We start from the raw sequence: 13,754 nt of genomic DNA, 5'->3' as shown, positions 1-13,754 counted from the left end.
CATGGGTGTTCCACCTGACTTGCGTTGGCTGTTATTGTTATGGCCAGCAGGATTGTTATTGATGCGAGTATTACGTATTTAAGGCCTATACCTAGCATATCAATACACTACTTTAAATACTTTAAATATATTATTAAGTATTATTGTTTCTATTCCAAGTAGCTTCATTAATTAGTAAAGCTGAAATACTTTACATAATTAAAGCGTTGTTCTCTCTTCACGTATAGGTAACCAATTAATATGCCCACGATAAAGCCGAGCAAGTGACCTAGATATGCTATGCCGAAGGCGAAGGCCAGTGGTGATAGTAGGAATATTATCGCTATTATGTTTATTGGGTTCGCCAGTATCACGCCCCTATGCGGCGTAGCTATTATGAAGCCAATCAGGCCAAATAACGCGCCTGACGAACCACCAACGAGGACGGGCGTCCCCATTACGTAGTAAAGTATTGGCGAGAGCGACGAGCTACGCCACTGAGCATGAAGGTTAACCAGAAGTTCCTGGTTCCGAACACCGTCTCGAAGTACGGCCCAATCATCCATAGGGTGAGCATGTCGAATAGGTAGTCCTCAAATGTTGGGTGTGCGAATATGGCTGTTATGAAGCCCCAGGGGGGGGTTATTGGCGGCCACGTACTACCCAACAGCGCTACCATTACTTCATAGGTTACCTGGTTAATACTCATGGCTATGAATATGGGTATGGTGAACACTGTTGATAATAGGAAGGCAATTAACGTACTTTTAAACCTGTACATCAGTACCTACGTATTGATTAATTTAAAATACCTAACCTTTGCTAAACACATCATCGTGATAGCCTATAATAACCAAGTATCGCGTATATATCAGCAACTATCAATAGTATGGCACCAACAATCACTATGGTCAACAGCGAGCCCCACCAATACCACCTCGAGGCGCTGGCGAACTCACTCACATTGCTTGAGGATGCAAGAGCTGCATAGGCATTTCTCCAGAAGTATCCACTTATTACCGCAATTGCATATAGGCCAAGAACCCACGCAATTATAGTTCCAACGCTAGCATACGTTCCAGCGTTTATGGACGACAAAAAAGCTATTACGCCTATGAATGAAAATATGGCAATAACGGCACCGACTATTGAGATAATCACCGCCACTATTGCATTTCTCCAGATTTCATTGTTATTGTAGGCCTTTGATAATTGATGCAAAGCTATTAGCACGAGTATAAAGCCCACGACATCGGCATATGGTATGAAGGTTAATATGCCGCCTATGAAACCAAGTGTACCAGCAGACCTTACCTCTTCTTGTTTACTCACGGGATTTATTTTTAAATATTTTTTATAAACTTTACCCATCAATACCTCTAAAAAGCATAAAAAGAACATAGTACTAAAACATTATGCAAAACTTAATAATATGATTAAGTTAGGGGGGGAATAAAAATGTAAGATTAATTAGGGAGGATTAATTGATCCCTCGATACATGAATAGGCTTAACATAGTTTTTGGTGAATTGGCAAGGGGGGGATGTAGGCAGTGCCAACTGGGCATTAAGAGTGTGCTCTTCATAACGGGCCTATGCCCACTGAATTGCTTCTACTGCCCAGTCAATAGGGATAGGTTTGGCAGGGACGTCATGTTCATTAACGATAGGCCAGTCAATAAGTTCCCAGGTGACATAATTGATGAGTTGGATAGGGCTGGGTCAAATGGGTTGGCGATCACGGGTGGTGATCCAATAATGGTTGTTGATAGGGTGGTTACGTTGGTGAAACTGCTCAAGGACGTTTATGGACGGGGGGGCTTTCACATACATATGTATACGCATGTCTTGAACGCCAGTGAGATTGCCATTAGGAAACTGGCGAGTAGTGGCATTGATGAGGTCAGGATACACGCAACAAACCCAACGCAATTAAACGGTAAACTAGGCCTACTTAAGGTACTTAAGGACGCGGGTATTGAGCTTGGCCTTGAGGTGCCTGCCCTGCCCAGGTTCGAGGATGATATTGTTAAGGTTGCTGAACTACTCATTAATAATGGCTTGATAAGCTTTGTGAACTTGAACGAACTTGACGTAAGCCCCCCCGCAAACATAAATAATTTGATAAGCATGGGCTATAAACCGGGGCCCGACGGTAGTGTCATGGGCAGTATTGATGCCGGCATTAAAATAGCCAGTGAGATTAGGAGGAGGTGGCCCTGGATAAACGTTAACGTATGCACATCCCGCTATAAGGACCTGGCCCAAATCGGTGCTAGGCTGTTTAGGATTAATATGAGGGTTAGTGACGGGAATGAGGTTGTGCTTGATGACGGTACCGTGGAGAGTAAGAGCGAGGGTGGCGTTGTCATTAAGTTGAGGATTGGCGGTAAGGAGTACGATGTAGAGAGTGGTTAATGGCACTCATTCAGTGACTGAAGCTCCTTGACTAGTTCCCTCCAATCACTCAACTGCTTAATCAATTCACCTCTGCAGTAAATCTCTATCGAGGCTATCCCATACGCATCAATGATCTGATGAGGCGGTGCTGGGAATGCCGAAGCCCAGGCCACGTAATTACCCTCAGGGCTCAGGGCCCTAATCTCCCTCTCAAGGGCGATCATGTTCCTCGACTTCCTCAGCCTAATGATGACTTTAAGCCCCCCCTTGTTCCTAACCATAGTTAATACCTGCTCTATGTCCTTAATCGTGACCATGAATCAACCACCCTTAGCAGGCTTAAATGTGAATGCCTTATAATAAGTGATAACCCCCTCAGAGCTCACGAGCGCAAGGACCAACTGCGCACCCATACCCTCGCTGTACTTCAGCACATTTAGTAATTCCATTACCTGTATGCCCAACCCCTCAGTGACTATCTTAATCATGTACCTCGGGCTCGAATTCACAGGCTCTTACCCTTATCCCACACCAGGAAGTCCACGGGGGCCATTAACCACGGGCTTTATGAAGTAACCCCCCCTCTTCCTCATGTCCAGGTACACCGTTAAGGCGTGTGGATTCTTAACCTCCCTTATCAACTCATTCACGCCAGCCTCATTGCCATCAATCATCACCCTGTACCCAATTATGGACAGGTACACGAGCTCTATGGGCCTTAGGATCATTGTCCCATCCCTCACATCGCCAATACCCTTCTCCTCAAATTCATGAACATCACCATTATTAATCTTGATGAGGCTATACTCATCAGTACCCGTCTTCCTAACGATTATTGTCTTCTCCTGATTCTTCGAATCCTTCATTCCGCATTACCCATCAATGTAAATATTTAAAAACCCACTACCCATCACCATTAACGGGATTAACCGTGGGCAAGAAAATACTGGTGCAAAGACGAGGGAGAGGTGGTTCGCAGTTCAGAAGCCCAAGCTGGATTAGGGAGGGTCCTGTTAGGTATTTACCAATGAGTGATGCCGAGCTTAATGGCGTAATTAGGGGGGGCGTTGTCAAGGAGTTGATGCATGTACCGGGGGGGCTCAATGCCCCCTGTGGCTAGGATAGCGCTTGAGGATGGTAGGGAATTCCTAAATTACGCGGCTGAGGGCATGTATGTTGGGCAGATTATTGAGATCGGCGCGGCGGCCAAGCCAATGCCAGGCAACATACTGCCGCTCGGCAAGATTCCCGAGGGCTCCATGATCTATAACATTGAGAAGAGGATTAATGATGGTGGCAAATTCGTCAGGTCAGGCGGCACCTACGCTGTCGTCCTCATCCATAAGGACAGTACCACAGTTGTTCAATTACCCAGTGGTAAGGTTATGGAGGTAGACTCGAGGGCCAGGGCAACGGTGGGTATAGTGGCTGGTGGCGGTAGGATCGAGAAGCCGATGCTTAAGGCAGGCGCTAAGTACTACAGGTCGCTGGCTAAGTCCTGGAAGTACCCATTGGTTAGGGGTAAGGCAATGAATGCATATGCTCACCCACATGGTGGCGGTAGTCACCAGAAGGGTGGTACTCCGGTGCCTAGGACTGCGCCGCCTGGCCAGAAGGTCGGCTTCATAGCGTCTAGGTGTACTGGTAGGAGGTGTCCACAGATTGTGCCAAGGAGTAAGAGGGTTTGGGCGTCTGGTTATTCGAAGAAGACGAGACTTAAGAACAAGAGGACGAGTGCAATGCCGTCAGAATAAGGTTACTCCCTCTTGCTTATTAATTCCTTGCATTTACTTAATTCCGTGGCTAATACCGAGTATTTATTAGCGTCCTTATACCTAATCTCCTCAAGATATTTCTTAGCCCCATTAATTATGACTCTAAGGATTTCACGTGATGACAGGTAATTCCCATACTTCTCCTGAACCTTATTAATAACGTCATTGCAGTTGATCAAGCCACCACTCAGCAGACCTATGACGTAGTTTATGGCATCCTCCATGATCTTCTTAACCTCAGTCCAGTGAACATCACCGGACCTAGTGTGAACAAGGCCCTGGGCAGGTAGGTTTGGTGACCAGGTATAACCGCAGTCCAGGCACTTGAATGTTAATGCGTCTGAGACGACGATGGCTATCCTTCTCGAGCCACACCTTGGGCATGAAATACCCTGAATAGACATAACCTACCTATGAGTCAATGTCTTATCTATAAAATGCTTATGCTAACTCTTAGGAATTATGACAATTATATTACTTACCATGCCTGATGTGCCTGCACTGTATGCCCCTTTGACTGAGCCAGGAGATTATTGCCGGGCCAAAAACAATGGGTGCCTTACTAAGGTCATTAATGTTTTTTGAACCCGTGAGAAACATGGCAATCCTAAACTCCTTAAGTAACCTACCAATGAACCTCTTGGTTTCATCATACCCCTTAAGCGCAGCCAGGAGGAGCGGCCTCGACATTGAGAAGGCGTTCGCCCCGATGGCTATCGCCTTGGCGCCATCAAGTCCACTCCTAACACCACCCGACGCAATTACCACGCCATCATAAACGCTCCTAACCTCGCAAATAGATATTGCCGTCGGTATTCCCCCCCAGCCATTGAATACATCAGCCTCGCTCATCGTACCCGCCCTTATGCTCTCAATCCTTATGAATGACGTACCTCCAGTACCTGCAACATCAATCGCATCTGGACCAACCTTAGATGCAAGCATCCTAGCAACCTCCATGGATATTCCATTACCAACCTCCTTAACGATTAGCGGCCTATTAGCCACCTTCTTAATGAACCTAAGCTTATCAATGACGCCTCTAAACCAGGGCTCACCCTCAGGTTGAAAAACCTCCTGGGCAGGGTTCAGGTGGATGGCTATTGCGTCAGCATTAATCATGTCTATCGCCTGCGAGACCCAATCACCGAGCACCTTCTCATCAAGCCTAGAGACCTGTGGAGCACCCAGGTTGGCTATCTTGAGGCTGTCGGAGCATTCTCAGCAACGACCCTAAAGCTCCTAGCCGTCTCAGGCTTAACAATGGCGACCCTCTGGGAGCCAACGTACATGCCAATACCAAACTCCTCAGCGCACTTAGCAAGTGTGGCGTTTATTTTCTCGGCAGTCTCCGTACCGCCAGTCATTGCGCCAATTATGAATGGGAATGATAGTCTCTTGTTGAATATGTTTATGGCCGTATCTACATCATCAAGATCAATCTCAGGCAGTGCCATGTGAATTAAATACACCTCGTTAAATAGGTTATTGCCTTCTTCAACATTCTGTTCTGACGCAATCCTAATATGGTCATCTTTCCTACTCTCAATCATTCAAGCATGGATTAGCCAACGAAATAAAAACTTATCCTAGATTCTGCGTGATTTATAACTTATATAGTTATTAAGAGCTAATATATTGATTAAACCCGGTTCACAATATAAATTTATTAACAGAAAAGCCTAGTCTTCGTTCGGTGATAAGAAAATGTTCATGGATAGAGATAAATCACGTAAAAACCAGGTAAATACGGAAAGAAGGATATATAGAGGATACACTGCTATTGAGTATTTGAGTGATGGCAGGGCGGTTTTATGGAGCGGTAGTAAGGCGTACATACTATATCTATGAAGTATTGCTTAGAAATTGAAAATAATGTATTAGTAAAGTGTATATACATTAATAAATAATTTTATCATTTATTTAGAGACTTCGTTTTTAACCAATTATTAACGACTTCACCTAGCCAATCCGGCACATTTACGTGCTTCATTAATGATTCCACCATTGCTTCATTAAATTGGCAATTATTAATACTATTTACGAAATTAATGAACCAATTGGGAAGCCCTGATGTGGTGGCTATGGCGTAGATGAGCTCCCTGCTTGTTATATTGTTTAATACGGTTTCGCCTAATTCAGTGTTCATTAATAGGTAGGCGGCATAGGTTTTTCGTAGTATTGGGTCTGATTTAATGTCAGCGTTATTGCTATTATTGGCATTGACTGACTTATTGTCACTTACTGGATCCTGCGTATTTACTTGTTCAATTGCCTTTACTGCATTTTTCGCGCTTACTTGCATGGTCTCAAGTGATTGATGATGGAATGTCTCCTTACCCCCTTAGGTATGAGAATACAGCGGCCAGCACGGCAAGTATGGCTGCTGTATGGTATGCGTAGTAGAAGCCACGGCCATTGCAGGGGGGGCTATTGCGCTTGGGAAGAAGGTTAATTTATCGATATTACTGAATACACTGGCTGGTAATGATATACCTGCCTGCTCAATTAGGGTCCTTATTGGGTCATAACCGAGAAACGCCGCGAATAATGCGTAGACTGGTGGAATCGACACTAGCCTGTTGGCATCGTTTGCAGGAACCCCCCCCGCGTTCAATAATGCATTATATATTGATTGCGATAGTGTCGTTGAGGCCCCCCCAGTCAGGATTAAGGTTAGGAATATCGCGAAACTCATCAATAGGCCTATGTTTTGCATTGCTGACCTTAGTCCAGAGGCGGCTGACCTCTCCGTCGGCGGTACTGCGCTGAGTATTGATACTAGATTCGGTGATTGGAATAGGCCCGAGCCAGCACCCATTAGTAGTAGTATTGCTGCGAACCATACGTAGTTGAAGTTCGCTATTGGCAGTAGCGTCAGTAATTCAAAGCTAGTTGCAAGGAGTATTGCGCCTAATGTGGATACAACCCTGGCACCAAACCTATTCAGTAACTTACCGCCTATTGGTGCGAAGATGGCGTTGGTTATGCTACTTGGTATTAGGTATATACCAGCCAAAGTGGTGTGTCGGCGTATGGGACACCATGAAGCGGTAGGTAAATCGCCTGTAGAAGCAGCGAAAGGACGAATACATTGGCACCCTGGGCGAGGAATAGGAAGAGGCTGCTCACTACACCGTAGGTAAACTGCCTAATCCTAAACAGCCTAACCCTGAGCATTGGCTCTGGGATCTTGGACTCAATGAAGAATAATGAGCTAAATAGGGCACCACCAATACCAAGCAGTATCCAGACCATTGGATTACCCCAGCCTAGTGATGAATTTCCATATGGTGTCATAGATAGCATTAATCCCATGAGCAGTAGTACTAATGATACGGTTAGTAATGACGCACCAATCCAATCAATCTTAGCCTTTGCAAAGCCCGCAGGTAATCCATAGACACTCCTGTACGCCCATACAATGCTGATAATGCCTATCGGTACGTTGTACAGGAATACCCACCTCCAGTTAATCGTGGCTAATAAACCCCCAATCACCAGGCCCAATATACTACCTGCACTAAACGATATGCCAACGATACCCTGCGCCACGCCCCCCCTACGCTCCGGCGGATAAACATCGGTTATTAATGCGGCGCTATTGCCAAACATCATCGCGCCACCCAGCCCCCCCTGTAAGAACCTGTAGGTCACCATTTGAATACCGGCAACTGCGCCGTAGCCTGGCGTTAGACCCAGCAGTAATGATGCTGTTGTGAATACGATATCACCGATGGTAAACACCCTACCCCCCCTACCATACATGTCGGATAACCTGCCAATGAGGCTACGGTAATCGCCATCACCAGTGGGTATGCGAACATTATCCAAGCCATTATCATGAAGCCAATTGCCGTATTAATACTAAGCCCAATACCCCCCCTGAGTATCGCGGGCAGCGCAATCACGACTGACGATACATTCATAGACCCCCCCAGCAGTGCTCCAAGGAACGCATTTATCAATACGGCCCTTCTCTGACCCTCACTTATTGATGCCCACAGTTCCCTTTGCATACGATTATGGCATTCGGGTACCAAGCATTTATAAAACCTTCTTTGTTAGTGATATCGGCTATTTTCTCTATTTAGGGAAAGACTTAATTATTACTTTGTCATAAATAAGACATTGTGGAGAAGGCTTTAATCATTGGACTTGGATTCATTGCAACGAACTTAGCTAAGCACCTAGTTGATAGGGGGGTTCGATGTATATATAACCTATAGATCGATTCGCGGTAGCAAGGCCCTTATGATGAAGGACCTATTGGAATTGAATGTTAAGCCACATAAATTGGACCCCCCCGGTAATTACGACGATACCGTAAAGCTCATCAGCAATATTAAGCCAAATTATGTATTTAATACGGTCGGTATATTGAATGGCTCATGGACTGAATTGTGGAATGCCCATGTTGAGGTTCCCCCCCGCAATATCGCTAGGGCGATACTCAATGTTGATAGGTCAATAAAGCTAGTTCATATAAGTGCATCAGCAGCAACAGGAGGATAGTAGGTTCATAAGTGAGGAGCCTGTGCATTGTGACTTCTCGTATGTAAGTCCGAGGACGGATTATGAGAGGTCTAAGTGCGATGGTGAGAGGACCATTAAGGAGTTGGGCAATGAGGGACTTAATTACGTAATTGTTAGGCCGGCACTTGTCTATGGGTATTATAACGACCACAATGAATTCCTCAGTCTTTATAGGCTTGTGAGGATTGGATTGATACCGCAAATTAGCGGCCTTGTCAATGCCATTTATGTGGGTTACCTAGTGAAGGAACTTGAGAGACTAGCAGTTAGTGAGGAGTATAGAAACACGTTTCTTTATGCAACTGAATGTAGCATGTATAGTCTGGGTGAATTTGCTAGGCTAATGGCTGAGTATCTGAATATTAATGGAATTAGAATACCGCTGCCGCCTGGTATCGTTAGTTTATTCTTACCCAGTGGTGCTCGTTCATTGCTTAAGTACGTCAATGTGCAGTATGATTGTGGAAGTACGAGGAGGGTGTTGGGTGATGTTGAGCCCGCAATTGGTGTTGGGGGTTAGGGAGATGGTTGATTGGTTGAGGAGGTTTATGGATAGTAATTATTTAATGGCTTAATAATGCGTGATCTTGATGGGTGAGCCCAGGGTTGCTGGTATATTGATGCTCATCAGCGGAGCCTTTCTACTTGTGCCAGCACTGCTTCTGGTCCTTATGTCGATTATCGTGATTCCAATACCCAACATAGGCGTAACCATACTCTGGGCATTGTCGTTGATTACCATTGCGCTGGCTATAATGAATATAGGCGCCGGTATATTATTAATAACTAGGCAGAGCGACACTGAGGTTAGGACACTGGGCATTGTGGTTGCCGCCCTGAACCTGGTCTTTACCTGGTGGACGTTGGTAGGCGCCGTGTTTGCCGTCATCGAACTCGCACTCCTGATTTAATTAGCCCTGAGGTAACGCCTTAAATAATATTCAGTGCTTTACTATACCGTGAGAGTAATTCCACTGGGGGGGATTGGTGGTTGGGTCTCAAACCCACTGCTAGGCAATGTATCACTGATGGTGGAGACCGGTAAATCAAGGATTTTAATTGATGCCGGTGAAGGTACTTACAGGGCCTTAAGGACTTGTGGTTTCGACGTGGATAACCTGGACCTCATACTCATAACACATAGGCATGGTGATCACGTGATGGGCCTATCGACTCTGGCGTTATTCGCCAAGGCCAAGGGAATAATGCTCAGGGTTTATGGACCTAGAGACGTGGATCTGCAGAAGCTCTTTGATGCATTGGGTATACCGCAATACCTATCAGCAATAGAATTTCATCCAATTGACCCAAGCCCAGAGCCATTAACGGTGATCATCGGCCATGATTACAGGATAACCGCGGTTTTGGCGGATCATACAATACCGACACTGGCGTATAGGATTGATGGGTCTGATGGATCATGCGTAACATACAGTAGCGACACTAGGCCTACTTCAAATATAGTGAACCTTGCCAGGGACTGTACATTACTTATCCACGAGGCGTCCGGAAACCCAGGCACCGAGGAGGTATCCCACTTACATGGACATTCAACGACAAGTGAGGCACTACAAATAGCTAGGGAGGCCGGTGTTAAGTACCTAATGCCGGTGCATTATTATGTGGAATCACCCATATTAAGTGGTGCACACGGTGTTAATATAGTTATTCCACTACCATGTACTCCACTTGACACCCAAAGATTAAAGTGATTGAATTTGTATAAGATTTACTTATTTTATGATATTGAAGTATTCATTGGAATAATATAAAGACACTGGTCCTAGAAAATACTTATAACCTGTGCATCATAAGATACTATGTGAGGAGTGGCATCTCACGCACAACCTGGGTTATAATCGGCGTTATAATAGTGGTTATAATCGCAATTGGCGCCTATTACTATATTAAGTCAGTAACTGCGCCAAAAACAGTAACCATAGTCGTCGTCGCCTACTCAGGAACCACCGCCCAATTCATACAATTCGCCGGCCAATTATTCCACGAGGAACACCCCAATGTAAATGTTGAGGTTATTACATACCCATTTAGTCAGTACGTCACCAACGAATTAACGGCACTCGAGGCCCACTCAACTGAGTATGACATTATAGAGTTCACATCGACATCATCGCTTAGGTTCGTGCCTTACGTATTACCACTCAATCCGTATATGGGGGGGACCCTATTTAACATGAGCGATTTAATGGCTCCTCAGGAGGCCTTTGGCGGTGAGTTCTACAATACTACGACAGGCCAAATCGAGTATATCGGCATAGCCTATGAGACGGTAACCTACATGCTCGCTTATAAGTGCTCGATATTCAACAACCAAACACTGGCCCAGGAGTTCTATAGTGAGTATGGCGTTGAGTTTAACCCATTAACCTGGCAGAACTGGACAACCGTGCTCGACGTCGACCAATTCCTAGTGGGGGGGAATGGCATCACTAAGTACGGCGTCCTAATTGATGACCACGTATCACACGGTATAATAGATGCTTACCCAGCAGTATTTGGTTGGTGGTACATGAGGGATCCGAACCTTAACGATGGCAGGGTTGGTGGTCTACCCAACTTCAACATAATGTTCTACGGAGCACCAGCGCCAGGCTGTACATACCCACTACCCGACTTCAACACCACGGATGGTATTGAGGCACTCGAGGTCTATAAGGAACTTGTTTCATATGAGCCACCGCCAAACGTCACGCCTGTAACTTATGATAACCTACCAGAGCTATATGCCGAGTACGCACCTGCTGCGTTAATGTTCGTTAGCCAATTATCATACCTACCATCAAGCGTGTACAATGATACATGCCTAGCACCATTACCGGGTGGCTACGCCGAGACCGGCACTAACTTCCTTGCCGTCAGTAAGTACTCAACGCATAAGCAGTTGGCCCTTGAATTCCTTGCGTTCCTGGTATCGCCTCAGGTCCAGGTATATGAGTACCTGTACTTCCATAAGTTCCCAATATCGAAGGAGGCATTCCAAATGCTACTGAGTAATAGTACGCTTAGTCCGCATGATAAGGAATTACTTAATGCCGTTTACAATGCTGCTCAGTACGCCTGGGCAAACCCGCCAAACATACCACCAACATACCCAGAGTTAATACCAAGCTTTAACCAGGAGGTATTCGAATATCTACTTGGGCAAGTGAGTGCTCAGGAGGCAATGAATACTGCCGCTGCGTCTTGGGTAAACGCCCTTGTTCAAACCTACGGTTCCTGTTCAGGCTAATACTACCTAAGTCATAATTGTGTTAAAAATTAAAAATTAATTTTTACGGTGAGTAATTGAGCCGATATGAGGAGGTTTTGGTTAATACCGTATTTAATATACATACTTGCCTTTGGACTAATTCCATTAATCCTAACCTTCTACTTCGTTGGTTTTACCCCCCCAACTTCAATAAAGGGTTTAATAGTAGATTTTCCACCAGGTACATTCAATTTGGCTCTCTATAACACATTGCTTTTCGCAACAATGACCGCATTATTATCAACAATGCTTGCATTGGTGTTGGCCATCAGGGTTGATAGCTTACCCATGAAGTGGCAGGTACCGATGTCATTAATAATACTTGTACCATACACAATACCGTTCATATCATCATCGATGATTTGGTACACACTCTTCGACCCAATGTACGGGCCGTTCTATTACCTATTTAAATTATTTCATATACCCATGCTAAACATGACCACAATACCCGGTCTATCAATATGGTCTGTGATCATTGTTGGCGTATGGAGCAGCACATCCTTTGCCTATCTAATGATCATTGGTGGGCTTAAGTCAATTAGTAAGGAGCTTAAGGAGGTCTCCCAGGTAGATGGTGCCTCCCTCTCACAGTACTATAGCGGTGTTGCATTGCCCTATATTTTCAAGATTGTGCTTACGGCATTCCTAGTGATATTCGTGCTTCAATTGGGTAACTTCGACATACCCTACGTATTGACCGAGGGAGGGCCTGGTTACTCATCAACAACACTGCCCCTACTCATATTCGATTTACTATACTTCATTGGTGACTTCTCCGGCGGTGAGGCAGCTGCAGCGTTACTTGCGGCCTTAGCCACATTACCAGCTGTGGCGCTGTTATACGTCATGCGTAGCGGCGGCCTTTACGTGAGGCTCCCTACGATTAAGATTCCGGATAGGATCTATGACTCATTACTGTGGATATTAACAGTAATAATACTACTATTCCTACTATTTCCTGTTTACTGGATGGTCGTACTCGCCTTTAGGCCGAACATTTACGACTTCATATCACCACCAATACTATACCCAGTCGCCTTTACAATAAATTACTTCGTGAACGCAATCACGAACTCTGCATCATACATCTCCACAAGCCTCATTGTTAGTGCATTCGTTGCATTGATCTCCGCAATATTGGCAGGCACAGCATCATACATAATGTCTAAGCAAAACATTTACTGGCTATTACTAATCACGATATATCTATACTCATTACCATCCACAAGCTTCATATTCCCAATATACACCCTATTCATGAACTCGGGACTCCTAAACACCTGGTGGGCATTGATACTCGCCGAGCCCATATTCACGGTAACACTGTCCGCCTGGCTCCTCTTCAATATATACAGGGACCTGCCGAATGAGTATCAGGAGTTGGCTGAGATTGAGGGGGCCTCCTCGACTTATACGTTGTTTAGGATCATAGCCCCCCCAATAACCAGGAGTAGTTGGTTCATGGTAATGATACTATCCTTCATAATAAGCTGGCAGTTACTATTCTACCCATTAATACTAACGGAGACCCCCCCATGGCTATTCAACTTCCCACCAACGGGCGCACAGACAGTAACCATATTCGCAATAGAGGCAATAAGGAGTAAGGCCGTTGATTGGGGGGGATTACTGGCTTCGTCGGCCCTTGTGGTTGCGTTACCAGTCATGGTGCTTAGTTACGTAATAATGGGTAGGTTGCTCGAGGGCTTCAACATCGGTGGTATAAAGGGATAATCAAGTGTATTCATTTTAATTAAGTATTCATATGAATACATGATGAGAAAGGTTTTT

17 protein-coding genes and 3 pseudogenes are annotated in these 13,754 nt (G+C 45.1%); 9 read left to right on the top strand and 11 right to left on the bottom strand.

The window, feature by feature from the left end:
- Window positions 1-167: 167 nt before the first annotated feature.
- Window positions 168-556, bottom strand: a pseudogene (locus tag JCM11216_RS02980) (rhomboid family intramembrane serine protease).
- Window positions 557-810: 254 nt separating this feature from the next.
- Complete coding sequence (locus JCM11216_RS02975) at window positions 811-1,311, bottom strand: DUF996 domain-containing protein (RefSeq protein WP_243674980.1); 501 nt, start codon at window positions 1,309-1,311, stop codon at window positions 811-813.
- 167 nt (window positions 1,312-1,478) lie between these two features.
- On the opposite strand from JCM11216_RS02975, the gene JCM11216_RS02970 reads away from it, so the two are divergent.
- Window positions 1,479-2,396: a radical SAM protein gene (locus tag JCM11216_RS02970; protein ID WP_054853250.1), complete on the top strand. Its 918-nt coding sequence runs from the start codon at window positions 1,479-1,481 to the stop codon at window positions 2,394-2,396.
- Here JCM11216_RS02970 and JCM11216_RS02965 read toward each other — a convergent pair.
- Genes JCM11216_RS02965 through JCM11216_RS15675 form a run of 3 tightly spaced genes read right to left on the bottom strand, consistent with a single transcriptional unit; the run spans window position 2,393 to window position 3,244 of the window.
- The gene (locus tag JCM11216_RS02965; RefSeq protein WP_054853249.1) at window positions 2,393-2,695 is read right to left on the bottom strand and encodes a hypothetical protein; all 303 of its coding nucleotides are present in this window, start codon (window positions 2,693-2,695) and stop codon (window positions 2,393-2,395) included. The genes JCM11216_RS02970 and JCM11216_RS02965 overlap by 4 nt on opposite strands.
- 3 nt (window positions 2,696-2,698) lie before the next feature.
- Window positions 2,699-2,887 carry a hypothetical protein gene (locus JCM11216_RS15680; RefSeq protein ID WP_243674979.1) on the bottom strand — a complete coding sequence of 63 codons (189 nt, stop codon included), beginning with the start codon at window positions 2,885-2,887 and terminating at the stop codon, window positions 2,699-2,701.
- A gap of 12 nt (window positions 2,888-2,899) precedes the next feature.
- Entirely contained in the window at window positions 2,900-3,244 is a 345-nt protein-coding gene (locus JCM11216_RS15675) for a hypothetical protein (protein ID WP_243674978.1), read from the bottom strand.
- A 65-nt stretch (window positions 3,245-3,309) separates the two neighbouring features.
- On the opposite strand from JCM11216_RS15675, the pseudogene JCM11216_RS02955 reads away from it, so the two are divergent.
- Window positions 3,310-4,132 (top strand): annotated as a pseudogene (locus tag JCM11216_RS02955) (50S ribosomal protein L2).
- A 2-nt stretch (window positions 4,133-4,134) separates the two neighbouring features.
- Here JCM11216_RS02955 and JCM11216_RS02950 read toward each other — a convergent pair.
- Together JCM11216_RS02950 and fni are read right to left on the bottom strand one after the other, a co-directional pair.
- The gene (locus JCM11216_RS02950; RefSeq protein ID WP_054853248.1) at window positions 4,135-4,557 is read right to left on the bottom strand and encodes a hypothetical protein; all 423 of its coding nucleotides are present in this window, start codon (window positions 4,555-4,557) and stop codon (window positions 4,135-4,137) included.
- A 70-nt stretch (window positions 4,558-4,627) separates the two neighbouring features.
- A pseudogene (fni, locus tag JCM11216_RS02945) lies at window positions 4,628-5,706 on the bottom strand (type 2 isopentenyl-diphosphate Delta-isomerase).
- 154 nt (window positions 5,707-5,860) lie between these two features.
- Here fni and JCM11216_RS15670 point away from each other — a divergent pair.
- Window positions 5,861-6,004: a hypothetical protein gene (locus JCM11216_RS15670; protein WP_243674977.1), complete on the top strand. Its 144-nt coding sequence runs from the start codon at window positions 5,861-5,863 to the stop codon at window positions 6,002-6,004.
- A gap of 64 nt (window positions 6,005-6,068) precedes the next feature.
- Here the strand turns inward: JCM11216_RS15670 and JCM11216_RS15665 are convergent, their stop codons facing one another.
- Genes JCM11216_RS15665 through JCM11216_RS15650 form a run of 4 tightly spaced genes read right to left on the bottom strand, consistent with a single transcriptional unit; the run spans window position 6,069 to window position 8,172 of the window.
- Window positions 6,069-6,458, bottom strand: a complete 390-nt coding sequence (locus JCM11216_RS15665) for a hypothetical protein (protein WP_243674976.1) — start codon at window positions 6,456-6,458, stop codon at window positions 6,069-6,071.
- A gap of 39 nt (window positions 6,459-6,497) precedes the next feature.
- Window positions 6,498-7,172 (bottom strand): MFS transporter, encoded by a 675-nt coding sequence (locus JCM11216_RS15660; RefSeq protein WP_243674975.1) that lies wholly within the window; start codon window positions 7,170-7,172, stop codon window positions 6,498-6,500.
- Window positions 7,154-7,900: an MFS transporter gene (locus JCM11216_RS15655; RefSeq protein WP_243674974.1), complete on the bottom strand. Its 747-nt coding sequence runs from the start codon at window positions 7,898-7,900 to the stop codon at window positions 7,154-7,156. Before JCM11216_RS15655 ends, JCM11216_RS15660 begins: the two co-directional genes overlap by 19 nt.
- Window positions 7,846-8,172 carry a hypothetical protein gene (locus JCM11216_RS15650; protein ID WP_243674973.1) on the bottom strand — a complete coding sequence of 109 codons (327 nt, stop codon included), beginning with the start codon at window positions 8,170-8,172 and terminating at the stop codon, window positions 7,846-7,848. Before JCM11216_RS15650 ends, JCM11216_RS15655 begins: the two co-directional genes overlap by 55 nt.
- A 235-nt stretch (window positions 8,173-8,407) precedes the next feature.
- Here JCM11216_RS15650 and JCM11216_RS15645 point away from each other — a divergent pair, with 235 nt between their 5' ends.
- The 6 genes from JCM11216_RS15645 (at window position 8,408) to JCM11216_RS02915 (ending at window position 13,697) form a co-directional block, all read left to right on the top strand.
- Window positions 8,408-8,668 (top strand): hypothetical protein, encoded by a 261-nt coding sequence (locus JCM11216_RS15645; protein WP_243674972.1) that lies wholly within the window; start codon window positions 8,408-8,410, stop codon window positions 8,666-8,668.
- The gene (locus JCM11216_RS15640) at window positions 8,643-9,209 is read left to right on the top strand and encodes an NAD-dependent epimerase/dehydratase family protein (protein WP_243674971.1); all 567 of its coding nucleotides are present in this window, start codon (window positions 8,643-8,645) and stop codon (window positions 9,207-9,209) included. Before JCM11216_RS15645 ends, JCM11216_RS15640 begins: the two co-directional genes overlap by 26 nt.
- 70 nt (window positions 9,210-9,279) lie before the next feature.
- Window positions 9,280-9,600: a hypothetical protein gene (locus tag JCM11216_RS02930; RefSeq protein WP_054853247.1), complete on the top strand. Its 321-nt coding sequence runs from the start codon at window positions 9,280-9,282 to the stop codon at window positions 9,598-9,600.
- 48 nt (window positions 9,601-9,648) lie between these two features.
- On the top strand, window positions 9,649-10,401 hold the full coding sequence (locus JCM11216_RS02925; protein ID WP_054853289.1) for an MBL fold metallo-hydrolase: 753 nt from the start codon (window positions 9,649-9,651) through the stop codon (window positions 10,399-10,401).
- Window positions 10,402-10,511: 110 nt separating this feature from the next.
- Window positions 10,512-11,939, top strand: coding sequence for an extracellular solute-binding protein (locus JCM11216_RS02920; protein WP_243674970.1), 1,428 nt, complete (start codon window positions 10,512-10,514; stop codon window positions 11,937-11,939).
- Between the two features lie 66 nt (window positions 11,940-12,005).
- Window positions 12,006-13,697, top strand: a complete 1,692-nt coding sequence (locus JCM11216_RS02915; RefSeq protein WP_054853245.1) for an ABC transporter permease subunit — start codon at window positions 12,006-12,008, stop codon at window positions 13,695-13,697.
- Window positions 13,698-13,754 lie beyond the last annotated feature (57 nt).

Source organism: Vulcanisaeta distributa JCM 11216, assembly GCF_001315985.1.
GTDB classification, from domain to species: Archaea; Thermoproteota; Thermoprotei; order Thermoproteales; family Thermocladiaceae; genus Vulcanisaeta; species Vulcanisaeta distributa_E.
Note: the sequence above shows the minus strand (reverse complement) of the source record. Positions and strands in the feature narration are given on the sequence as shown.

Bases quoted from the DNA above. Each gene is read 5' to 3' on its own strand.
- JCM11216_RS02970 (WP_054853250.1), top strand. From the start codon at position 1,479: ATGAATAGGCTTAACATAGTTTTTGGTGAATTGGCAAGGGGGGGATGT.
- JCM11216_RS02965 (WP_054853249.1), bottom strand. From the start codon at position 2,695: ATGGTCACGATTAAGGACATAGAGCAGGTATTAACTATGGTTAGGAAC.
- JCM11216_RS15675 (WP_243674978.1), bottom strand. From the start codon at position 3,244: ATGAAGGATTCGAAGAATCAGGAGAAGACAATAATCGTTAGGAAGACG.
- JCM11216_RS02950 (WP_054853248.1), bottom strand. From the start codon at position 4,557: ATGTCTATTCAGGGTATTTCATGCCCAAGGTGTGGCTCGAGAAGGATA.
- JCM11216_RS15670 (WP_243674977.1), top strand. From the start codon at position 5,861: ATGTTCATGGATAGAGATAAATCACGTAAAAACCAGGTAAATACGGAA.
- JCM11216_RS15665 (WP_243674976.1), bottom strand. From the start codon at position 6,458: ATGCAAGTAAGCGCGAAAAATGCAGTAAAGGCAATTGAACAAGTAAAT.
- JCM11216_RS15650 (WP_243674973.1), bottom strand. From the start codon at position 8,172: ATGCAAAGGGAACTGTGGGCATCAATAAGTGAGGGTCAGAGAAGGGCC.
- JCM11216_RS15645 (WP_243674972.1), top strand. From the start codon at position 8,408: ATGATGAAGGACCTATTGGAATTGAATGTTAAGCCACATAAATTGGAC.
- JCM11216_RS02930 (WP_054853247.1), top strand. From the start codon at position 9,280: ATGGGTGAGCCCAGGGTTGCTGGTATATTGATGCTCATCAGCGGAGCC.
- JCM11216_RS02915 (WP_054853245.1), top strand. From the start codon at position 12,006: ATGAGGAGGTTTTGGTTAATACCGTATTTAATATACATACTTGCCTTT.